The organism is Psychrobacter immobilis (assembly GCF_904846285.1).
GTDB classification, from domain to species: Bacteria; Pseudomonadota; Gammaproteobacteria; order Pseudomonadales; family Moraxellaceae; genus Psychrobacter; species Psychrobacter immobilis_D.
In genome coordinates, this window is sequence record NZ_CAJHAD010000002.1 from 47,986 (window position 1) to 70,762 (window position 22,777).

15 protein-coding genes are annotated in these 22,777 nt (G+C 42.8%); 10 read left to right on the forward strand and 5 right to left on the reverse strand.

The annotated features are described in order from the left end of the window. The first annotated feature begins 24 nt into the window (after window positions 1-24). The 4 genes from JMX13_RS02205 to JMX13_RS02220 all read left to right on the forward strand — a co-directional run bounded on the left by JMX13_RS02205 (window position 25) and on the right by JMX13_RS02220 (window position 9,375). Window positions 25-7,122 (forward strand): Hpt domain-containing protein, encoded by a 7,098-nt coding sequence (locus JMX13_RS02205; RefSeq protein WP_201609319.1) that lies wholly within the window; start codon window positions 25-27, stop codon window positions 7,120-7,122. Further along, window positions 7,112-8,149: a chemotaxis protein CheB gene (locus tag JMX13_RS02210; protein WP_201609321.1), complete on the forward strand. Its 1,038-nt coding sequence runs from the start codon at window positions 7,112-7,114 to the stop codon at window positions 8,147-8,149. The genes JMX13_RS02205 and JMX13_RS02210 overlap by 11 nt, the downstream gene beginning before the upstream one ends. Then, complete coding sequence (locus JMX13_RS02215) at window positions 8,146-8,649, forward strand: hypothetical protein (protein WP_201609323.1); 504 nt, start codon at window positions 8,146-8,148, stop codon at window positions 8,647-8,649. The genes JMX13_RS02210 and JMX13_RS02215 overlap by 4 nt, the downstream gene beginning before the upstream one ends. Before the next feature lie 198 nt (window positions 8,650-8,847). Next, window positions 8,848-9,375 carry a cytochrome b gene (locus JMX13_RS02220; protein ID WP_201609324.1) on the forward strand — a complete coding sequence of 176 codons (528 nt, stop codon included), beginning with the start codon at window positions 8,848-8,850 and terminating at the stop codon, window positions 9,373-9,375. A gap of 124 nt (window positions 9,376-9,499) precedes the next feature. Here the strand turns inward: JMX13_RS02220 and minE are convergent, their stop codons facing one another. The 5 genes from minE to JMX13_RS02245 form a co-directional block, all read right to left on the reverse strand. Continuing rightward, window positions 9,500-9,790: a cell division topological specificity factor MinE gene (gene minE, locus JMX13_RS02225; RefSeq protein WP_201544488.1), complete on the reverse strand. Its 291-nt coding sequence runs from the start codon at window positions 9,788-9,790 to the stop codon at window positions 9,500-9,502. Window positions 9,791-9,792: 2 nt separating this feature from the next. Next, window positions 9,793-10,605 (reverse strand): septum site-determining protein MinD, encoded by an 813-nt coding sequence (gene minD, locus JMX13_RS02230; protein WP_201609325.1) that lies wholly within the window; start codon window positions 10,603-10,605, stop codon window positions 9,793-9,795. A 445-nt stretch (window positions 10,606-11,050) separates the two neighbouring features. After that, window positions 11,051-11,929 carry a septum site-determining protein MinC gene (minC, locus tag JMX13_RS02235; RefSeq protein WP_201609326.1) on the reverse strand — a complete coding sequence of 293 codons (879 nt, stop codon included), beginning with the start codon at window positions 11,927-11,929 and terminating at the stop codon, window positions 11,051-11,053. Between the two features lie 109 nt (window positions 11,930-12,038). Then, complete coding sequence (locus JMX13_RS02240) at window positions 12,039-13,133, reverse strand: hypothetical protein (RefSeq protein ID WP_201609327.1); 1,095 nt, start codon at window positions 13,131-13,133, stop codon at window positions 12,039-12,041. A gap of 224 nt (window positions 13,134-13,357) precedes the next feature. Next, window positions 13,358-14,356: an acyltransferase gene (locus tag JMX13_RS02245; RefSeq protein ID WP_201609328.1), complete on the reverse strand. Its 999-nt coding sequence runs from the start codon at window positions 14,354-14,356 to the stop codon at window positions 13,358-13,360. 523 nt (window positions 14,357-14,879) lie between these two features. On the opposite strand from JMX13_RS02245, the gene JMX13_RS02250 reads away from it, so the two are divergent. The 6 genes from JMX13_RS02250 (at window position 14,880) to JMX13_RS02275 (ending at window position 22,759) form a co-directional block, all read left to right on the forward strand. Continuing rightward, entirely contained in the window at window positions 14,880-15,533 is a 654-nt protein-coding gene (locus tag JMX13_RS02250; protein WP_201609329.1) for an OmpA family protein, read from the forward strand. Window positions 15,534-15,817: 284 nt separating this feature from the next. Next, the gene (locus tag JMX13_RS02255; RefSeq protein ID WP_201609331.1) at window positions 15,818-17,272 is read left to right on the forward strand and encodes an imelysin family protein; all 1,455 of its coding nucleotides are present in this window, start codon (window positions 15,818-15,820) and stop codon (window positions 17,270-17,272) included. A 312-nt stretch (window positions 17,273-17,584) separates the two neighbouring features. Further along, the gene (locus JMX13_RS02260; RefSeq protein ID WP_201609333.1) at window positions 17,585-19,246 is read left to right on the forward strand and encodes a di-heme oxidoredictase family protein; all 1,662 of its coding nucleotides are present in this window, start codon (window positions 17,585-17,587) and stop codon (window positions 19,244-19,246) included. Window positions 19,247-19,361: 115 nt separating this feature from the next. After that, window positions 19,362-20,507, forward strand: a complete 1,146-nt coding sequence (locus JMX13_RS02265) for an imelysin family protein (RefSeq protein WP_201609335.1) — start codon at window positions 19,362-19,364, stop codon at window positions 20,505-20,507. Window positions 20,508-20,510: 3 nt separating this feature from the next. Then, the gene (locus JMX13_RS02270) at window positions 20,511-22,088 is read left to right on the forward strand and encodes a DUF1513 domain-containing protein (protein ID WP_201609337.1); all 1,578 of its coding nucleotides are present in this window, start codon (window positions 20,511-20,513) and stop codon (window positions 22,086-22,088) included. Between the two features lie 2 nt (window positions 22,089-22,090). After that, window positions 22,091-22,759, forward strand: a complete 669-nt coding sequence (locus JMX13_RS02275) for a M48 family metallopeptidase (protein ID WP_201609339.1) — start codon at window positions 22,091-22,093, stop codon at window positions 22,757-22,759. Window positions 22,760-22,777: the final 18 nt, after the last annotated feature.

A 22,777-nucleotide genomic window follows, 5' to 3' on the forward strand; every position in this document is an offset into this window, starting at 1 on the left:
GCCTAGACGAGTTAGGATACATCTATGAAGAACCAGCCCAATGACATGGTGACGTTTGAGTGGTTATTACCACTGTTTAATCAGCAATTATCACAAGTAGTTGATGGCTGGCAATTAGGTGAAAAAAGCGCTGATTATGAAGAGATAGCAACAAGCTATCATCAGATTGGTGGCGCTTTAACCATGATTAACTTGCCTGCCTTGGCAAGCTTAGCCAACAAGCTAAGTTTGTTAACAGCAGCGGGTCGTTTTGATTCAAAAGCAGACCTTAAACATAACCCTGAAATAGGTGTTGAAGCTAGATTTGGTACAGATACAAGCCGTATCGCTCAGATGGCTCATCGACTGCTTGCGCGTGAGATTGCCTACTACGCGCGTACAGGTGGGTACCATACTGTTTTGGTCAATAAAGTCTCGTCGCAGTTAACACAAGTCTTAACCCACTTTAATATAGCGACGGATCATCTTGCATTGCTGCACGCTGAAGATGAGCATTCTACTAGCGCTCTAGATAACGAATACCTTGATATTCACCTACCTGCTATTACAGCAACAGCGAATTTAGACCGTGAGCAATATCAGCAATTGTTATTGGTTTGGCGTCAGAAAGTACAGGCATTGCTAGCAGCTAACAGCAATACTTCTTCGATATTGGCTGTTTTAGAAAAGGTCAGCCGCTATTTATGGCAAACCACAGCAGATGCAGATTTACAGCGTCTTTGGTATTTGACTGAAACTTGGCTACATGACCTAGCCCATAATGATAGCCCGTTACCTAAGCATTATGCTGGGTTATTAAGCCAGTTAGATACGCTGATAGAGTACTGCGCGCATCAAAATCAGATAGCGAGCAGTGTTATTAATAACTCAATAGAAAATATTTTTATTGAGTTAAGTAGCCTTGTTACTAATAGTGAACAGTCTCAAGCTATCCTGCATAACGTGTCGCAGTTAGATACGGAGTCACGTTTTTTACCTCGCGTATTAAGTAATATTGAAACCCTTATCTTTAACCTTGATAAACCTCATACTCTATTACAACCGCTACAAAAAATAAGCAGTCAACTTGAGAGTCGCGGTTGGACACTGTTTGCGTCACAGGCTAGCTCAATCCTAACTGATATAAAACAAAGCTTATCTGCAGAAGCCGCATCAACGCAAGAACATACGCAAGAATATACACAGCAACAGGGGCAAATTGAGCGTCGCCTCCAAGAGTTATACGATGCTATCTACAATACCGAGCAAGTTATTGCTAGTAAGATAGGAAATGCTGCTTCTTATACTTCTTTTTCTGGAGTTGTTGCTAAGAGTGATTTTTCTAGTGTCGAAGATGGCTTACAAGCAGAAACTAGCCGCCAAATTAATGCCAGTGATAAAGAGCTGCGCGAGTTACGTATTGCGGTCGAAGACCTTAAACAAGGCTTTAGTGATTATATTCAACGTCAGCAACTAGAGCTATTATTAAACTCGGCAGATTTCACTAAAATCAGCCAAGCATTTGATAGTATGGGATTGCCAGAAATTGGTCAAGCGACAGATAAAATAGCCGATATATTTGAACAATTAAGCACCCATAAGATTAACGTGCTCAGCTGGGATGTCACTGAATCGCTGGCGGAGGGTTTGACTTCTATTGAGTTATTACTCGATTATTTGGCGCAGCAAGTGCAAGTTTTCGATCAATCCTTATTAGAACAAGCAAATACCTATATTGATAAAGCGAATACATTGCTTAGTGGCTATATCGACGCGCCTGAAACGATTAATGATACTTTTTTGACCCAGAGACTGGCTGCAAATGATGTACTGCGCTACGACGATAGCGGTGAAATTGCTCCTATTATCAATGATGACGGTGTTATTGACTCAGTTTCAGAAACTGAGGTTAATAGCGATGATAATGATAACGCCAATAATCTTAATGACTCTAGTAGCAATGATAAAACAGAAAGCGCTGTTTTGTTAAATGCTCGTAGCCAGCTTAAGCCTGATAACTTTGATATCGATGAAGATATTCGTGAGATTTTTATTGAAGAGGTTACAGAGGTTGTTGCTGATTTGGAAGACTTCTTACCAATTTGGCAGCAAGATGCGCAAGATTTGACGCCATTAACAGAAGTACGCAGAGGCTTCCATACCTTGAAAGGTTCAGGGCGTATGGTTGGCGCTTTTAGCATCAGTGAGATGGCATGGTCTATTGAAAACCTGCTTAATCGTTTGCTAGACAAAACACTGCCAGTGACCGATGAAGTCTTCGAACTGGTCATAGAAACCACCAAACGTCTACCAATGATGCTGAGTGACTTTGAAGCACAGAAATCACCAAGCTTTGATCCTGCGATTACGCTTGTACAAAGCAATAATTTAATGAGCCAGCAACCTATTAATACGGGGTTAGAAAAATCTGAAGTAATATCTTCTATAGCTGATATTGAGAAAGACAGTTCTTTAATAGAAGAAACTCTATTGTCAGATGAAGCAAGCTTAGACATTGAGGAAATAGATAGCCCATTTACAGTTGATGGTTTGAACCACGCTGTGCAAGATCCTGAAAAAAATATTTCTAACTCATTAATAGAGTTAGAAATACCTGCTGCATTGCAACCATTTATGTCAGCAGCCCAGCCGTTGCCGATAGATGCCGACGATGCCGATCCTGATATTAAAGAGATATTTTTAGAAGAAGCCAATGAGGTCTTAGAGGAAATCGTTCCTTTATATGAGCATTGGCAGCTTACTCCTGATGACTTAACCCAGTTAACTGATATTCGTCGCGGTTTCCATACCTTAAAAGGTTCGGGACGTATGGTCGGCGCTAATACCAGTGCTGAGCTGGCGTGGTCGACAGAAAATATGCTTAACCGTATTTTAGACAATAGCATTACAGCTTCGACTGATATCCAGCAGCTGATTGGCGATGTATTAGCCGCTTATCCTATATTGTTAACTACCTTTGAAAATAACAGCCAAGATTACCCCGCTATCATGCCGTTATGGGTCGCGTGTGCTCAGGCTTATAGCAAGCAGCTTGGTGATGAGTTCAGTTATCCTGCGTTGTACCAACAATTACTAAGCAATCCTGCACAGTCTTCTGAACCAAGTACAAATCAAAGTGCTCAGGATGGTTTTGCGGATGAGAGCAATGCTGACCACAGTAATGTTGAGAATCTCGATAAAACCGATAGCACCAATAAAATTGACAGCATGTTGCAAACCATTCATTCAGTAAATGAAAAAATGGCAGAAGCCCCGATTGTTTTGACGCCACAAACTGAAGAAGAACAAGCCTTTTTTGATATTTTCATTGAAGAAGCAGAAGAGTTGTTAGAAAGTATTAACGACTTTGTTATTCGTCATCAGGATGAGCCTTTTGTTGCGGTGAGTGATGAGATTGTGCGGGCGTTTCATACTTTAAGGGCAGCGTCTGGCTCTAGCGCATTGACAGCGATTAGTGATGTTGGCGCGACGATAGAGCAAAGTTTAGAGCAGCTACAGCAGCAAGATACGCCAATGAATGCACAGCATTTAAAAGCCCTTGCTCAGTCTGTGACGCTTATTGAGGGCTATTTAGATAATTATAAACTGGATAATGATAAGCAAAATGTTCAAGAGCAGGATGTTTCGTTAGAGGATATGCAAAGTCAGCAAGACATCGCCTCTTTGCAAGCCATACTTGGTGAGCAGTATGTCATCAACGATCATGAGACAACAGCTGATGGTAAGCCAACGATAAACCAATTGTTGGATGATAATATCAATGAATTGCTAGATGCGGAATGGCAGCTAGAAGCCGCTTTTAATAATCCACAAAGCGAGCAAGTTAAAGCTTATATAGCGCAGCAAATTTCACAAATAAAACATTTAACCAGCAAGACCCAAGATTTCCCGAAATTTACCACCATTCTCAACGACCTGGGTAGTGCTTATGCTTATTTAAGTCATCATTCTGAAAAGTCTGGTGATAGTGATATCCAAGCTGTCTTACTCGCGGGACATGCGCAGTTAGTCGGTTTATTTGATGCTTTAGCGGGTAGCACCTCGTTAAAAATTGATGAGCAAGTGCTACAGCAATTACAAAGTATTTCTCAAGGCGACGACAATACTGATGAAGTGGTTATTAAAGATCTAGACATTCATACGGATTCAGAGGCTAATGCTAGCGTACAGAGTATCGCTGCATCAGAGCTTGAGCTTGAGACCATTGATACCGATATTGAGCTGCTAGAAATATTCTTGGAAGAAGCACAAGAGCTTGATGATGCGCTTAATGATAGCTTTAGTAAATGGCGTGCTGACATCAGCAATATTAATACTTTAAAAGTCTTACAACGTCACCTACATACCATCAAAGGTGGCGCACGTATGGCAGGTATCCGTAGTATTGGTGACCTGACCCATGAGGCTGAAAATATTTATGAAGCATTTGTAGAAAGAAGACGAGTGCCAACTGCGCAGTGGCTTGAGATTATGCAAGTCGTACAAGACACGCTGTCATTGCAAGTAGCACACATTGTCCGCTATCAACAATCGTTTCTTGCGCCTGAGCTGATTGAGCAGCTGCAGCAATTTGAAAAGGCAGCCGCACTTCCAGAGATCGTAAAACTTATTGTGCCGATGCCAAAAAATCATGTTGAGGCTGACACGAAAATACTGGCCGATGAGTATACCTATCGTATAGAAAAAACCACAGATAGCTTAAGTCTAGATAGAATCATTCAGCAATCATGGGCAAATGGCTTACCAGATCCTGATATCGTGGAGGTATTCTTAGAAGAAGCAGAAGCACTGACCAACCGTAACGAATACCTGCAGCTATTCTTAAGTGATGCGGGCGATATGGTCGCATTACAGGCGCTACAGCGTGACTTACACACTCTGAAAGGTGGCGCACGTATGGTTACTGCAAGTGGTATTGCGAATCTTGCCCATGAAATGGAATCTGTTTATACCGACTTTGTCGATCGTCGCCGTCCTGCTACCAAAAAAGTCTTAGAGCTTTTGGTTGCTTGTCATGATTGGCTGGCAGATGCCGTGTTCATTTTATCGCAGCAGGTGAATCCTCCAACCCCTGATTTATTGATTGAAGCATTACAGCAGTTTAGTAAAAATCCAGATAGTTTAAAGCAAATACCAAAAGAGTCATTGCAACCGCAGCGTGACGCCATTCTTCTGGCGAAAGAAAAGCAAGAATCGACCTATATTCAAAAGGATATTAGTGAGATGCCACTGATGGTGGCTGATACTGCTGAGCAAGAACAAAACACCAATAATAATGAGATGATTCGTATCTCAGGTGGCCTGATTGAACACATGATTAATCTATCGGGCGAGTCGGCGATTAACCGTGCGCGTATCGATATGGGCATGAGTAGCTTGACCAATAGTATTGAAGAGATGGGCATGACCGTACAACGTTTGGCGGATCAGTTACGCCGAATGGAGATTGAGCTTGAAGCGCAGATTTTATCGCAAATTGATGACGAATTGGTCAATCATGAAGGCTTTGATCCTCTAGAGATGGATCAGTATTCTTCGTTGAATCAGTTGTCAAAATCCTTGACAGAATCGGCGTCGGATTTAGTAGACATTAACAATACTTTATTAGAAAAAACGCGAGATAGTGAAAGTCTGTTGCTACAGCTATCGCGCACGCAAACTGAGCTGCAAGATGGCTTAATGAACTCGCGTATGGTGCCATTTACCCGTCTAACGCCAAGGCTTGAGCGTATCGTACGTCAGACGGCCAACGAGTTGAATAAGTCGGTTGAACTAAAGATTATCAATGCTGATGATGAAATGGATAGAACCATTTTAGAGCGCATTACCTCGCCGCTTGAGCACATGTTACGTAATGCTGTCGATCACGGGATTGAAACGGTTGCAACGCGCCTAGAGGCGGGCAAAGAGCGTAGTGGAAAAATTACTTTAGAGGTACTGCGCGAAGGTAGTGAAATCATCATTCAATTAACCGATGATGGGCGCGGAATTGATGTAGAGGCGGTACGTGATAAAGCTGTTTCTCAAGGTTTGATTGATGCAGAAGATACCTCGCTAAGCGACCTTGATATCATGCAGTATATTTTTAATGCCGGTTTAACTACCAGTAAGCAAGTCACGCAAATATCAGGTCGCGGTGTCGGCATGGACGTTGTGATCAGTGAGATTCGTCAGTTAGGTGGGTCAGTATCAGTGGTATCGGAACTTGGTAAAGGTTCTCGCTTTACGATGCGTGTGCCACTTACCGTTGCCGTCTCTGATGCTTTGATAGTGCGCGCTGCAGACCGTTATTATGCGATACCACTGGTGCAGATTGAGCGTGTGGTACGTATCAATCCAGAAAAGATTTACGACTATTATCAATCAGGCGCCGCCACGCTTAATTTTGAAGATACAGATTATCGTGTTCGTTATTTAAATGAGATTTTATCTGGTAATAAGTTAAATGAGCTAGTCGTCAATACCAATACCAGCGTGCCACTTATCATTATCAAAAACCGTAGTGGACAGAATATGGCGCTACAGGTCGATCAAATCGCCGGCTCGCGTATTGAAGTGGTGGTAAAACCTTTAGGGCAACAGTTCTCGAATTTATCAGGTATTTCAGCGGCGACCATCATGGGTGACGGTTCGGTAATGCTTATCCTTGATTTGATTGCATTGATGCGTAATGCCTCTTTAGTGAAAGAAGTAGTAAAACCTGTGCTTACAGGGCGTAGTAGCACAGAGGCTAAAGCCACTATCTTAGTGGTCGATGACTCGGTCACGGTACGAAAGGTCACCTCACGTTTCTTGGAGCGTCAAGGTTTCAATGTGGTACTTGCCAAAGATGGTATCGATGCGCTTGAGATTCTACAAGAGACAACGCCAGACTTGATGCTACTCGATATCGAGATGCCGCGTATGGATGGTTTCGAAGTCGCAACCCAAGTCCGCCATAATAGACGTTTGCAACATCTGCCTATCATTATGATTACCTCGCGTACGGGTGAAAAACATCGTGAGCGTGCGCTTGAGATTGGGGTTAATGACTATATGGGCAAGCCTTTCCAAGAAAATCAGCTGCTTAGTAAGATTGAAACCCTATTAGGTAAAGAGGCTAGCTTAGTCAATGAAGGATAGTTTAAGTACGATGACGCTAAAAGATAAACATAAAAGCGATATCAAAGTGCTGGTAGTCGCAGAAGACCATCAGCAGCGTATGGCTTTTTCTGATACGGTGCGTAGTTGTGGTTTACAGTTGGTCGACTGCGTATCACGGGTACAGTTGCAAGAAAAACTCAAGAGCTATGCAGTGCCTATCGATATTTGGCTAATCGACGGCGATTATGATAATGATATGGCGCTAGCGACAGCCGCTTCCAAACCTACCGCCGTTTTAGTAGGTTTTAGTCAAGCGCCGTATCTCAACGAGGCGCAGCAATATGCCAAGTGGCAGCGTAAACTAAAGCGTAAGCTTGCTCAAATGCTGGCTTTACCCATGCTAGTCGATAATATCCCGTATGAGAAAAATACTGCCTATGAAAATGAAGCCAAAGATTGGCATTATGTGGTATTTTTAGGTGCTTCTATGGGCGGGCCTAGTGCGGTCAAAGAATTTTTAGACCATTTGTCACCTGTACTACCTGTGAGTATTTTATTAGCTCATCATTTTAATCAAACCATGATTAGTACCCTACCGCGTATATTAAACCGCCATAATGAGTGGCGTTGTCAGCTGATTACCTCCTCGCAGCGCTTGCGTGCTGGTCAATGTTTGATTGTACCGATTGATAAACAAATAGTTTGCGATTCAACTGGGCGTATCATTTTGTTAGATCAAGCGTGGGAGGGCGACTATAAACCTGCTATTGGTCAAATTCTTAAAAATACCAGCGATGTTTATGGCAGTGAGCTTATCAATATTATCTTTTCCGGTATGGGTAACGATGGTACGCAGTATCTGGATTTAATCCAAGATAATGACAGTCAATTGTGGGCGCAAGACCCAAGTCTAAGTACTTGCTCGAGTCAGCCGCAAGCGATTATTGATTCAGGGTATTGTCAGTTTGTCGGTAGCCCTATAGCATTAGCAGAAAGACTTACCGATTATATTGCTGAAAAGGCGGCAAGCGCCTCTTCGGATTCATTTATTGTGAGCGACTTATGAAACAGATTTTAAAGCATTCGTTTGAGGCAGTGAGCTTACTGACCACCAATAATGGTATGCTCGACGTGACGATTGTCCCCGCTGTTGACCAACCGGATTGGATTATTCCTAGCAGTTTAATTTTGAATGTCGATGAATGTAGCGAACATACATGGAATTATGAATGGCAACAACAAGAAGTCGCTGTCTTCCATCTAATGCCGCGCCATCAAACGCCGGACAAAATGATTGTCTTAGAAGGTAATACCTCTGCGCACCGTATTGCGCTACAGACAGCAGGCGAGCTACGCCAACTTCAGGCGCGTATCTCTGATGTCAAAGATATCGACCTGCCTGACCATTTCATTAAAACAGATGACAAAATCGATGATGTTCAGGAACGCGTACAAGAAGATGTTGTGCTATCCTATCTATTTCAAACGGTTATGATTGATAACACGCTATACATGGTGCCGGATTTGGATAAAATCGCCCATCAATTGGTTGATTTAGACAGCTAATTTGCTCATGATTATATTGTTTAAAATAGTTTTTTATCTTCAGCCCTAAGATTATTTAGGGTGTTTCTTTATCAGCCAATCATTATTTAGCAATATAAGTTTAACAATATAAGTTTAACAATATAAGTCTAGCAGTATTAGTAAGCGTCAATTAGCACTTATGAGTACCAATGAACAATAGGGATGATAAAGTACACTATGAATAACATTAATTCGAATCTGACAAAGTGGTCGCTCGCTAGTCGAGTTTTTCATTGGATTAGCGCTATTTTATTACTGGTCACTTGGATCATGATACTTTTATATGACAATCTTGATAGCAAAGTTTATATTGGATTGCACAAGGCATTTGGGATCAGTTTATTGTTTTGGATGCTTGCACGCGTCATCAATCGTATGTTTACTAAAGCGCCGCCAGCAGTTGCTATGCCAAAATGGCAGATGCTACTCTCACAGTTATCACACTTTGTTTTATACGCCTTATTAATCGCGATGCCAACGGCAGGCCTACTGATGTCCGTCTATGGCGGTAGAGCCGTTGACATATTTGGCTTATTCCAAATTCCCGTATTTGTGACGCCAGATAGGGGCTTAGCTCGAATTTTTAATGATTGGCACACGGATATTCTATGGCCAATGATTATTGCCTTTACCGTGATTCATATTGGCGCCGCTTTATACCATCAGTTTATCAAAAAAGACAATCTTATGGCGCGTATGAAATAGCGGGCTATAGATAAGAAAAAACATGTATAAAAAAGCCCTAAGCATAATACTTAGAGCTTTTCTTTGTGGCAGTAAAAATATGAGTTTATCACTAATATAGTGAATACCTATAAAATAAATCAGTCTACTTTTTATGCTCAGGTAAACTAATATTCATCTCAAGTACATCTAAGCTGTCTTCAGAGCGATGGTTGATATTGACATCATCAATCTGTACGCCATTGACATACTTATTGACCACTTCTAGTATTTCACGTTTCATTTTTTCGATACGGTCAGCGGTTAGGCGATTATTTAAGCGGTTTTCGCTTGCAACAATAACCTTTAGACGTTCAGTGGCCATATTGGCGCTGCCAGTGTTATTGCCGTCGTCAGTACCGAATAGGCTACTCCAAAATCCTTTTTTCTTACTCATCATTAACCCCCAAACCAGCGCTGTAGTAGACCCTTTTTCTTCACATCAATATGACGTAATGGTCGCTCTTCTCCTAAGAAACGGGCGACGATATCGTCATAACATTGACCTGCCACAGAGTCGGTATAATGAATCACTGGCTCACCGTGGTTAGAAGCTTCAAGCACTGAATGACTCTCAGGAACTACGCCAAGTAACGGCACTTTTAGAATATCATTAGAGATGGTATCGATATCCATCATCTCGTTAGCTGCTGCACGGTCAGCATTATAGCGGGTGATAATCAGATGCTCACGTACCGTTCCTTGATTTTCAATTACTTTTTTGGTTTGGCTTTGTAAGATACCAATGATACGGTCCGAGTCACGTACGGAAGAAATTTCAGGGTTGGTCACGATAATAGCTTCATCAGCATGATACATTGCCAGCTGCGCCCCACGTTCGATACCAGCAGGTGAGTCACAGATGATATAGTCAAATTGCTTCGATAGCTCGTCCATAACCTCTGCTACACCTTCGTCCGTCAACGCATCTTTATCACGCGTCTGACTGGCAGGCAGGATATATAGATTTTCCAGTTGCTTGTCTTTAACCAAGGCTTGCGATAGGCGTGCACTACCATTGATGACATCGACAAAGTCATAAACAATTCGATTTTCGCAGCCCATAATCAAGTCTAGATTACGTAAGCCTACATCAAAATCGATAACAACCGTCTTATAGCCACGTAATGCTAAACCGGCGGCAAAAGAAGCACTGGTTGTGGTTTTGCCCACACCGCCTTTACCCGAAGTGATTACAACAATCTTCGCCACAATGGCACACTCCTATGAATTGATGGGATATTTATTAGATGAAACATTTTAGATGAAACAGCATGGATGTAAAGTAGCACAATTACTCGTCGTTTACCTAGCGTATATGTGCTATCTGCGAGCGTAAGCCTAGCATAAATATACAAAAACTTATAGCGAGTCTGTATTTGAGCACAAAAACAGCGGACGTATAATATTTATGCTCGCTGTAAGTACAGATATTAAATAGTTAAAGAGCCATCTAATATTTGTGTTTGAAGCCCATATGTATAGTGTAGCGTAAATAGTGGCAGAGCTAAAAATTCATCATAGCGCAGTTTTGTTAAATAAACTTACCACACTATTAATCAAACAATTTGTAGGTCGAATGAGTCTCTATAAACCCATTTATCTAAACTGATACCAACAAAACTGACTTTTAAGAAATTGTAACTTTATACACAGCTTAAGCGTTGTCCATGACGGTAAAGACCAAGCCTTCGCCTTCTAAATAACGCACTTCAACCGATTTATCAATCACATGTTCGGGTAGGTTGTCGCGTAAGCAGTACGTACCAGCGACTGATACCAATGATGGGTTAAATACTTGGCAGAAAATACGCGCGTCTTTATCGCCAGTTGCGCCTGCGACTAAGCGACCTTGGGCACGACCATAAACATGTAAGTTATTGTCGGTAATGGCTTCGGCACCGCTATTGACACTATTGGTTAAAATTAAATCGCCGCCAACATGATTGAGGCTTTGTCCTGAGCGTAACATTTGATCATAGATGAGGCTAGTAATGTGCTCAGCGCTGATAAGCGTTTCAGCAGTCAAGGTGGTTTCGGCTACTTCAGGTATCGCGCTTGCTGCAACAGTTTGGCTATCTGCTGTTGAGCCAATATTATCGGCAGTAGAGCTTGCAGAGTCGTTAGCAGGTGTCGACTGTGCGCTGTCTTTTGAGGCTGCTAATTGGCTTAACTGTGTAGTGGCTTTTTTACTTGGTAAAATACGCTCGATACGCTTGCCATCAGCGGGGAATATCGCCAAGCGTAGCTCGCGTGCTTGGGTGTCAAGTAAACCGGTGACCACGCCGATAGGTTGCAAACCCCACGACCAAAGCAGCTCTACCAACGCCGATAAATCCTGCTCAACTTCACTGTCAATCAATACTGGGATATTGCTGTTCTTGTTACTCAGTGTGGTTTCAAGCTGGCTGGCAATCGCCGTAAAATCAGCAGTGCTAAACTGTACCCGTGAGAAGGTTAGCATCTTGCCATAAAAGGCTAAAGCTGGCGTGTTAGGTGAGGCTAGGGCCTGTTGCTCATTGTCTGAAATCGTCATAATATAAATCCTCAAAAATGGTCGTATTGCGCTGTTCAAGGTGCCGTTTTTGCCTTGGCATCTAGCATCAAAGTATGGCTAGCAAAAAATCTAATTCTTATTAAAAACACTATAAATTAAGCATGTCCTGATGCTTCCACTGCTGCACCTTTATTTGGGCTTCAAATTCATCCAAACCATTAGCGATAATGCTAGAGATTAATGTATCAAGCGCACTGTTGTCGGTATCGATTTGAGCAACGCCACTAGCAATAGCGACCATCAAAGCATCGATACGTTCGGCGTCAAGAAGGCGCTCGTTAAGCGCATACACCACGTTTTCACCAATATTATGCCCGACATGCTGAAGCTGGGATTCAATTAAAGTACCAGCAATGGGTATCATACGCAGGTAGCGGCGTAGTTCAGGCGTATTGGCCAAGCCTTCTTTAATGGCATTGCCCATTTCAGTGGCAATAATGGTGCCGCCGCCCGATGACTCGGTCATTGCTTGGAGTTTCGGTGCCAGCTCTTTACGCAGTAGCGATAGCACCGCCGCCTCAATCTCATTGCGATTGCGCGCGATGGTAGATTCAATAAACGATTTATGAGTGTTAGGGTCGGTGAGCTGTTGCCGGAAAGTCTGAATGGTCGTTAAGATAACGCGGTCAGACAGCTCTTCTAAGAGTAAGTCGATATAAAAGTTAATGCGGTTAATCCACGGCTGCGGCAATACTTGATAACCTAGCTGATATAATCGGCGTCCGATAATTACCGCGCGAAATAAACGCAGGGCGCGCAGCTGCGGGAAACAGCCTAACACTTCATACCAATGGACAAAAGGGAAAAAGAACCAGCGGTAATAGACCTTTTCTTTAATGGCAATCGCCCAGCGTAACAGTAGCTCTGCAATCAAGAATAGCGTAAAGAAACCGCCGGCTGTCCGCAACGAATCATGAATATGATTTTGATACCAGTTTAATGCTTCGCTCAGGCTCAACCACTGCGCTGTATTACTACTAAAATTACTCATCAAAATAGCGTCAATACTGATTAATAATAAATCAATACTGATGGCGATAATCATGACGATATCATAAGTCAGCTTCAAGCGATTGGGCTTGGGACGGTTTGGTCTTGGTGGTGAACTATTCGATAATTCTGAGGACTGATTGCGCGCGGACGTTGATTGTAGAGGCGCGCTGGTAGTAGAAGAGACGGGCACAGTCATACCTTATTAAGTAGTAAATGGCATCAGTAGTGAATCGCTTTATGCCAATCACTACCAAATAAACAACGAGTTTTAATGGCTATTCACATTATCAATGAATCATGCCAAAAAACAAGCCGTCTACCATTATAATTTGGTATTTTAGCCATTATCTTTTTACATAAAAATCAGTCGGCCATTTTAGCCGACTAAAAGAGTAGAGTGTTTTTCGTGTTGTTTTAAGCTTGGTGCGTTTTATCAACCGCCACGTCATCAACCGCTTTGTCATTAACCACTGTGTCATTAAACTCAGCAAGCATCTCCGTGATGCGTTTGTCTTTTTGTCGCCAAATTTGCTCAACCCACTCAAACATTTGCGCCTTAACTGCGTCATCGTTTTCATAACCACCGTTTTGAATACCAGTCGACAGCTCGTCAGGTATTTCAATATGGCGAACATCGACGCCTAAGCGTTTGATATTACCTTTCCACAAATCACCATAGCTTGGCACGCCGTCAGGGTAGACGATGGTCATATCTAAAATGCCATCGACATCAGCGCCCAAAGCATTAATCGCCAATGACAAACCACCAGCACGTGGTTTTAATAGATGAGTATAGGGTGAGTTTTGCTTATCGTGTTTTTCTTGAGTAAAGCGCGTGCCTTCTAAATAGTTTAACAAGGTAAAGGGTTTGTCTTTTAATAATGCACAAGCACGCTTGGCTTCTTCGATATCTTTACCTTGAAGCGCAGGGTTCTTAGCAACGGCTTCTTTAGAGTGTCGGCGCATCATTGGGAAGTCCAAAAAGTAAAACGCCTGCCCAACGATAGGAATATAAATAAGCTCAAACTTGGTAAAAAAGCGGGTCAGCGGCAAGCGTTTTTCACTGATGTATTGCACGATACTGGTATCCACCCATGATTGGTGGTTACTAACGAGCAGATATTTACCGTCCATATGAACATCATCAGGTAGATGAATGCGCCAGTCTTTACGAGGCAAAATAGTATCGATCAACGCATTATTGCTACTAATCCAATGATTGGCGATTTTAATCACCGTTTTATCGGCGATAGGAGCGCCCGTCACGATTTTACCAACGCCCATTAGCCATAATGGAATGCTCCCACCAAAGCTATTGGCAGCGATGACCCCAGTTGCTGTCGCAAGCGACATGGCTTTTCCCAACTTTGGAGCTCGGTTATGTATTTTTTGCATAGCTGCGTTCAAGCGCATATCCAATCCCTTCCTGTTAATTTAACGAATCGTTCAGTCTTTCAAATTTTCTTTTTTAATGGTTATCTTTAAGCCATTATTTTTAAATTATTCTTTTTCAGAGAACGTCAAAATGATTTTTTGATGCTGTAAAAATACTTTTGAAGATTAACGGTAGCCGAAACCTTATATAAGTTTGGTTATTATGCTGCTTATTATTATAAAACTCTCTCTTTACTCATTATTATACAGAGTGATTTTAGCAGAAAAAAATTAGAGTGTACGACTGTAAACGTGACTTGCGGTAACAAATTAGCTTTTTCAATCATCAATAACCTATCGACAGTTATGCACTTTCCATACATAGATGTGACAAAATATTACACACAAATGGATGGTAATTGCCATAATAATAGCAAGTATAGATAAACATCTAATCGATACTGCTTATTGATAATAATTTTCATAAACTAGTCACTTTGATAAGCAGTATTTATAAAAAGCAAATTTATCTATCGATCTTTTCAACTTCAGAGGACATATTATGCGTAATACATTAATGATTGCAGTAGTAGCATCAGGTTTGGCTCTAAGCGGTTGTGCCACTGATCCATATACTGGTCAACAGACTCTTAACAAGTCAGCACTTGGCGCATTAGCTGGTGCAGCTGGTGGCGCGACTATCTCAAAAGCAACAGGTGGTGACAAAACTGGTCGTGATGCTGCTATCGGTGCTGCACTAGGTGCTGGTGTTGGTTACTACATGGATCGTCAAGCCAAGCAACTTCAACAGCAAATGGCTGGTACTGGCGTGACAGTCACACCAAACGCTAACGGTAACATTGATTTGGTTATGCCAGGTAACATCACGTTCTCATTTGATGATGCTACTTTGAATAATTCATTTAAGCCAACACTTGATAAGCTTGCATCTACGATGAATGAGTACAACCAAAACACCATTACTATTGCTGGTCATACTGACAGTAAAGGTGCTGATGCTTATAATATGGATTTGTCACGTAAACGCGCTTATGCCGTAGCGAACTATTTAAGTGCTCGCGGCGTGGCTTCTAACCGTATCAATGTAGTCGCTTATGGCGAGTCGCGTCCAGTTGCTGATAACAACAGTGAATATGGTCGTCAGCAAAACCGCCGTGTTGAGCTAACCGTTAACGCACCAAATAGCGTTCGTTAATCAATATTGAATGACTTCAGATAAAGAATTAGAAAAGAGACCAGCGCACAGCTGGTCTTTTTTTTCGCTTAAAATTTGTTCAATCTTTTAAATTTATATTTGATAATAGTTATCAATAACATTATAATTCGCAGGTATTAAACTCTGCTAGTATTTAACGATATTGTGAAATCAGGATTTTTACTCTGAACAATATCTGCTACTTACCTTGCTAAATTTTCTCCTTCTAATTCTCTAAACTTCTACTTTGCTATTTTATCTAGTGTATCTCATCGAGGACGTGTATGAATATCAGCCCAGCGACAAGCCGTAAAATTTTACCGACTACTTTAGCTGCTGCACTGGCAGGAATGCTAATGCTCTCAGGTTGTAGCAAACAGTCTGATGACACTGCAAATACGGCCGCACAAACTGAGACGCAAGGGGCAGAAAATATCGCTACTACAACCTCTTCAGCTGCTGCACAAGCTCATATTGATCGTCTGCTGATTAGCTATGCTGATATGGCGCACGCCGCCTATAAAGATTCTTTAGAAACCGCCAAACTTTTACAAACGGCAGTTAATACTTATGTAGAAACGCCGACCCAAGCCAATCTTGATGCCGCCAAAGCTGCGTATAAAGCCGCGCGTCAGCCGTATTCGCAGACTGAAATATTCCGCTTTGACGAAGGCTTTGTGACTGCTAATGAGAAACGAGCGCTAGCTAGCATTGATGGCTGGGAAGGGCAGGTAAATGCTTGGCCACTTGATGAAGCATTGATTGACTATGTGAGTGACAGTTATGAAGGCGAATATAACAGTCACAGCAATATTATTAATAGCGACAGCATTACGGTTGGTAGCATAAAGCAAGATACGAGTACCATTACGCCTGAATTATTGGCTGAGATGAGTGAGATTGGCGGTAGCGAAGCAAATGTTACGACCGGCTATCATGCGATTGAGTTTCTGCTGTGGGGTCAAGATACCAATGGCGTCGGTGAAGGTGCAGGTACTCGTCCGGTGAGTGACTATATAACGACCGATGGTAAATGTACCAGCGGTGAAGCTAAAAACACAGATGCCAGTATCTGTGAGCGCCGTGGACAGTATTTAAAAGCGGTTACTCAATTATTGGTTGATGATTTAACCGCGATGGAAGCTGAGTGGCAACCTGACAGCGAAAACACTTTACGTAGTGACATGATGGCACGTAAAGATAAAAATGGTCTGCGTCAAATCATGTATCAAATGGGCAGCTTAGCGCTTGGTGAGCTGGCCTCTGAGCGCATACAAGTGGCGTTTGTCACCGGTTCTACTGAAGATGAACATGAATGCTTTAGTGATTTGACCCATTTGAGCTACGCCAATAATGCCCGTGGTATTCAAAATGTCTTTAATGGTAGCTATAGAACCGTCGCCGGTAAAACGGTCGGCGGGTACGGCGTTAAAAATTATCTTATTGATACCGGTAATACAGAGGCAGCTGATAAGCTGGCGGCTGATTTTGCCAAAGTAGAAGCAGCCTTTAAAGTGATTGTTGATAAGGGTGAAAAAGAAGGTATCAAGGTCGATCAAATGATTGCCACAGTAGGACAAGCAAGCAAGCATGGTGTTTCTGCTGAAGAACAAAACAAACGCCGTGGTTGGATTGAAAGCAGTATCACAAGCTTACAAGAGCTAACCGCTGGTATCGAAAACGCTGCAAAAGCTGTTGGTATTGACAATCTAGACGCCGATGCAGGTTCTCAGTTTTAAGCTAGCGCCTATTGGATAGTATTAATTGCTAGTGTTTTTATGGCAGTGTTTCTTTAGCTATTTTTATACTGGCTTTTATATGCCTGATAAGTCGCTATACGTGAATGAGAATTATTTTCATAGAAAAATAATTTAGGTATAATAAACACGTTGTCGACCGCTGTTGGCAGCGTGTTTTTTTTATAGCCTATTAAAATAGCCAGATAGGCCAGGGCGCAGCAAATACTTATCGAATAGAAATGCCTATCGATTAAAAGTGAAAAAATTATAGCACGCGTTTTTAATGGTTCTATACCAGAACTAAGGTCCCTTATGAGCAGCAGTAATGTGTTAACCGCCAAACAATCTATCGCGTCTTATTCCTCTTTGATATTTAACAGCTCGCCATTGAAGCTATCGCTAGGGATAGCATGTGCTCTCTCATTAAGCGCTTGTCAGCCGAGCGATAATGTTGCTAATCCTGCTACAGATGACGTTAAGACTCAAAAAAGCAGCTATTCGCAAAATATAACTTCTGAACGTTTGCAGGCTATTGAAGCTTTAGCTGGCGTACCGATGCAGCAGCTTGCCAGCTTTGATGCGCAAGAAATTAAGCAAGGCGGCGATACCGGTATTAGTATCACCACTAGCGAAAGCTACTCTAAGCCTTCATCAAACATCACCGCTTCACGCAAAGGTTCTTTCTTTATCGGTAATGCGTTTTTTAGGCAGCCATGGGTAGTTGCGCCAGCCAGTACCGATAGCCGTGATGGGCTTGGCGCTTTATTTAACGTGGCTGCCTGTCAATCGTGTCACATCAAAGACGGTCGCGGTCATGCGCCGATGAGCAGTGAAGATGATGCCGATAGTTTGCTTATCCGCCTTGCTATGCCTGCGACCACCGATGAGCAGCGCCAGAAATTAAAAAATTCCTTGATTGAAAAAGTCGTACATCCTAGGTATGGCGGTCAGCTGCAAGATCGCGGTATTCAAGGTGTCCCTGCTGAAGCGCGCATTGCGGTACAGTGGAGCGATAAGCCTGTCACCTTTGCTGATGGTCATGTCGAGACGTTACGAGCGCCGACCTTTAATTTAACCAAGCCCGGTTATGGTGCATTTGATGATGAGCTGATGGTATCGCCGCGTGTTGCCTTACCGATGATTGGGCTTGGGCTACTCGAGCAAATCCCAGACGAGGCTATTAAAAAACAAGCAATCAAGGTAAATAACGCTAATAGCGACATTAGTGGCAAATTCAATATGGTGCTGGATCCGCAAACGGGTAAAGTGGCATTAGGACGTTTTGGCTGGAAAGCTGGGCAAACCAAATTGATTACTCAAAACCAAAGTGCGTTTAATGAGGATATGGGGCTGACCTCGAATATCCGTCCGCATGAATCCTGCATGCCGACGCAGACCGCTTGTATGAATGCGACAACTGGGGCTGATGAGCAAGGTAATGGCAAGCCGCCTGTCGAAGTCAATGATGAAGTAGCAAAATTCGTCGAATTTTATACCCGTAACCTAGCCGTGCCGCATCGCCGCAATGCTAATGACAAGCTAGTACTAGCGGGCAAAAAACGCTTTTATGATATGGGCTGTCAAAGTTGCCATACGCCGCGTTATCAGTTGCCAAAAACCGACGATGACCATCTTGAGCAGCATGGGCAAGTGATTTATCCTTATACCGATTTATTGTTACATGACATGGGAAATGATCTTGCTGATCGTACCATCGCTGGCAAGCTGCCATCAAAAGATTTACAAGTTGAGTTTTTAGCCAATTCCTATGAATGGCGCACGCCTGCACTATGGGGCATTGGGCTGGCGCAAACGGTCGATCCACAAGCGACGTTCTTACATGATGGGCGCGCGCGTACCTTGATGGAAGCGGTACTTTGGCATGGCGGCGAAGCGGAAAAGCAGAAACAAAAGGTGCTTAAGCTTGATAAACAAGGGCGCAGTGAATTAAATGCGTTCTTAAAATCATTATAAAAGTAAGATGATGGGCTTTAAAACCCATTCAAAAACCATTTAAAAGCTATTCTCCTTAAATATATAGATTTAAATAACTACTCATATCAATAGCGATATAAATACCGAGAAAACTATGAAAATAAACCCTGCATTAGCAATGGTACTATCAGCATTAAGTGCTGGTATTCTTATTAGCTGTGTCAAACCTGCTGATGAGAGCAAAGCGCCAGAAGTAGATAGCCAAGTCGCCCAAGAAAGTTCTACTTCTACGGCTACAACTGAAAAAGACAATAGTGCAGATAAGATTACCGCTGTCGATATTAGTGCTGATACTGAAAAAACCTACTTGACCCATGTGGCAAATGACATTGTAATTCCAGCTTATGCAGATGCAGCGAAGCAGAGTGATTTACTGCATGAGTTGGCACAAAAACATTGTCAGCAGACGCCAGTTAGCGGTGATGCGCTAAAAGAATTGCGCGACCAATGGCTGGTGCTTGCACAAGCATGGGCTGTCGCTGAGATGGTTAACTTCGGTCCAGCAACCGCGAGTATGAGTAATTTATATATCAATTATTATCCTGATGAGCGCGGGCTGGTACATGGTGGCGTTGCCGATCTCATTGCTGCCAATCCTAAGCTTACCGCTGAGCAACTGGCTAACGAAAGCGCGATTGTGCAAGGTGTTCCAGGGTTGGAAGAAGCGTTATATGCCAATGACAGCTTGGATGCTGGGCAATGTGCTTATGTGCTGAGCGCAAGCAGTGCGTTGAGTACGCGCTTAAAAGATATTGAGAAAAACTGGCAGCAAAACTCAATCACTTTATTAGCAATTGATAAAACTGCTGAGAGCGATCAAGGTTTGAATCAATGGTTTAATTCTTTATTGTCATTGGTTGAGACCATGAAATCTAATGCTATCGATCAGCCATTAGGTTTAACGGGTAAGAAAAAAGGCCATTTGCCAGCTGCGACCGCAGGGCAAAGCCGCGCGATTATCAATGCTAAATTGGCCACGCTGAATAAAGCAATGACCGATCCGGTTTTAACCGCTATTCTTGGTAGCAATAATGAAAATGCAGTGGCCTATACCTTATCGACCGCGCTTGCTGATGCGACCACCTTATTAGCTCAAATGCCAGAAGACTTGGCGACTGCTGATAAAGCCACCCAGCAAGAGTTGTATGACAAGCTGACGACCATTACGCGCATCATTAAACGCCAATTGATTCCGACCCTCGGTATCCGTGTGGGTTTTAACAGTACTGATGGCGATTAAAAAATGCATTCTCTCAATACTAAAACAGCAAGTAATTCACAACAGCGGCCACAAGAGCAGCAGCCTAATAATGAGCTGCTAGTAACGTCCGCATTGACCATGCTTTCTACTGTCATAGGTACAGTCTTGCTTGTCGGTATCCATCATCGTTATCGCAAGCAGCACTATCCTGATGCCAGCGTGCGCGACTATGTAGTAGGTATGCGCTCGCAACTACAGTCGCTAAGCTCATCACCTAAACGCGAGCTCGTACAGTTTCGCCACGCTTGTCAGCAAGTGACTTTTGCATGGCGACAGGCTTATCGTTTACCGATAGAGGGTAAGCAAAACACCAATCATAATAGCCTAGCTGATTTTAGCGCGCTACATACCACCACGGTACTGACGCGCCCCGTTTGTTGGGTTAGTGGCGTGGCGTCTATGCCAAAAAGTGTCGTGTTAGCAAATGATGATAGCGCTGATGCCTGTCATAATGAGCATGACTTTGGTGTGGTCGGTATCGCCGCCGATAGACAACTCGTTTGGCAAACGACTATGCCAGAACGTGTCCACGATATTGTCGTCCAGCCTGTTCTTGACCGTGAAAGTAATTTTTCTAACCACAACCAAAATGCTAACCATAACCATAACCGAAATCGCGATGTCGTGGTCATGGGTCGGCGTCCTAGTGAAAAGTTTTGGGTATTAGATACAGCAACCGGGCAAGTAAAGTTTGCTATTAAAGCATCTACTCATCGCCACTTTTATGGGCATGCTTGTTATAGCCTTGATGGTAAGTTGCTCTATGTGACCGAAAATGACACTCTAAGCTTAGATGGTAAAATCGGTATCTATGATGCTGATGATCATTACAAAAAAATAGCAGAATTTGACTCGTATGGTATCGGTCCACATGAGTTGATTATGCATCCTGATGGTGAGACGTTAGTGATTGCTAACGGTGGTATCAAAACCGAGCAAGCGTCGCGTGCAGAGCTCAATTTAGACAGCATGCGCCCATCACTGGTGTACCTAAACCGCCATAATGGCGTTTTGCTTGAACAGATTATACCCGAGCATAATCAAATGAGCGTGCGTCATCTAGCCATGCATAATGATGGAACGGTGATGATAGGCATTCAATTCCAAGGCGAAAAGCATATCAATGTGCCGTTAGTATTGACGCACAAGCGCGGTGAACCTGATTTTAAACCCCTTATGATGCCAAATAATCAGTGGCAGCGTTTCCATCAATATATCGCCAGTGTAGCGGTTGATAGTGAGCGTAACTTATTATGCGTGACCACGCCGATTGGCGGTTGCGCGGCGATTTATGATTTAAACACTCGTACACTAATTGATGATGTTAGCCTGCCAGATTGTGCAGGGGCAGCAGTATTGTTTAATAATAATACTGAAAAAGCAGAAGATAATAATGAGCAATCAGGTTTTATCGTTAGTGATGGGCAAGGTCAGTTAACGGCGTTAACTGTTAATAACTTGGCAGCTGCACAACTAGATACTGTGGATAAAGGTGAGCGTGTTTTTATAGATAGCAAATATCATATGATGTCGTTCGATAATCACTTACAAGCGCTTTGAGCATGAATGTGCCGTCAGCAAATCATTCGTTTTTATTAGACAGCGCTATACATTGTTTGGCGCAAGCGGATATCGAACTCCATATCACGAAAAAGCGGGTTAAAAATATCAATTTCCGCTTAAAACCCCATAAACTACTAGTTTCTGTGCCGTTATTTATTAGCTCAGCGCAAGCCGCACTCGCTATAGAGAAACGCGTGCCATGGGCGATAGCAAATCACGCGCAAGTATTAGAGCAATATAAACGCAAGAAAATTCCTTCAAAAGATGCTTCGATTGCCAATAACACGCTGCTATTGTGGGGTGTAAAGCAATCGTTCACGCTGAGTCATGATGAAAAGATTGCCTACTATCGGCAACAGCTTTCTGAAGTTGTACCTGCATTATTTAAAAAATGGCAACCGATTGTTGGCGCTCACGCTAATGAGATACGCCTAAAAAAAATGCATACGCGCTGGGGTAGTTGTAACACGCGTGCACGCCGAATTTGGTTATCTGTGTATCTGCCTGCTTATCCTATTGAGTGCACCGAATACGTCATCGTCCATGAGCTGTGTCATTTACGCCATGCCAATCATAGCCGCGCCTTTTGGCAAACGGTGGCGACTGCAATGCCTGATTATCAGCATTGGCATAATGTGCTGGCAGGTAAAACAGGTCAGCTAGATTAAAGTATAGCCTACTTCTAA

Bases quoted from the DNA above. Each gene is read 5' to 3' on its own strand.
- JMX13_RS02250 (WP_201609329.1), top strand. From the start codon at position 14,880: ATGCGTAATACATTAATGATTGCAGTAGTAGCATCAGGTTTGGCTCTA.
- JMX13_RS02270 (WP_201609337.1), top strand. From the start codon at position 20,511: ATGCATTCTCTCAATACTAAAACAGCAAGTAATTCACAACAGCGGCCA.
- JMX13_RS02210 (WP_201609321.1), top strand. From the start codon at position 7,112: ATGAAGGATAGTTTAAGTACGATGACGCTAAAAGATAAACATAAAAGC.
- minE (WP_201544488.1), bottom strand. From the start codon at position 9,790: ATGAGTAAGAAAAAAGGATTTTGGAGTAGCCTATTCGGTACTGACGAC.
- minC (WP_201609326.1), bottom strand. From the start codon at position 11,929: ATGACGATTTCAGACAATGAGCAACAGGCCCTAGCCTCACCTAACACG.
- JMX13_RS02205 (WP_201609319.1), top strand. From the start codon at position 25: ATGAAGAACCAGCCCAATGACATGGTGACGTTTGAGTGGTTATTACCA.
- JMX13_RS02260 (WP_201609333.1), top strand. From the start codon at position 17,585: ATGAGCAGCAGTAATGTGTTAACCGCCAAACAATCTATCGCGTCTTAT.
- JMX13_RS02245 (WP_201609328.1), bottom strand. From the start codon at position 14,356: ATGCGCTTGAACGCAGCTATGCAAAAAATACATAACCGAGCTCCAAAG.
- JMX13_RS02265 (WP_201609335.1), top strand. From the start codon at position 19,362: ATGAAAATAAACCCTGCATTAGCAATGGTACTATCAGCATTAAGTGCT.
- JMX13_RS02220 (WP_201609324.1), top strand. From the start codon at position 8,848: ATGAATAACATTAATTCGAATCTGACAAAGTGGTCGCTCGCTAGTCGA.
- JMX13_RS02255 (WP_201609331.1), top strand. From the start codon at position 15,818: ATGAATATCAGCCCAGCGACAAGCCGTAAAATTTTACCGACTACTTTA.
- JMX13_RS02215 (WP_201609323.1), top strand. From the start codon at position 8,146: ATGAAACAGATTTTAAAGCATTCGTTTGAGGCAGTGAGCTTACTGACC.
- JMX13_RS02275 (WP_201609339.1), top strand. From the start codon at position 22,091: ATGAATGTGCCGTCAGCAAATCATTCGTTTTTATTAGACAGCGCTATA.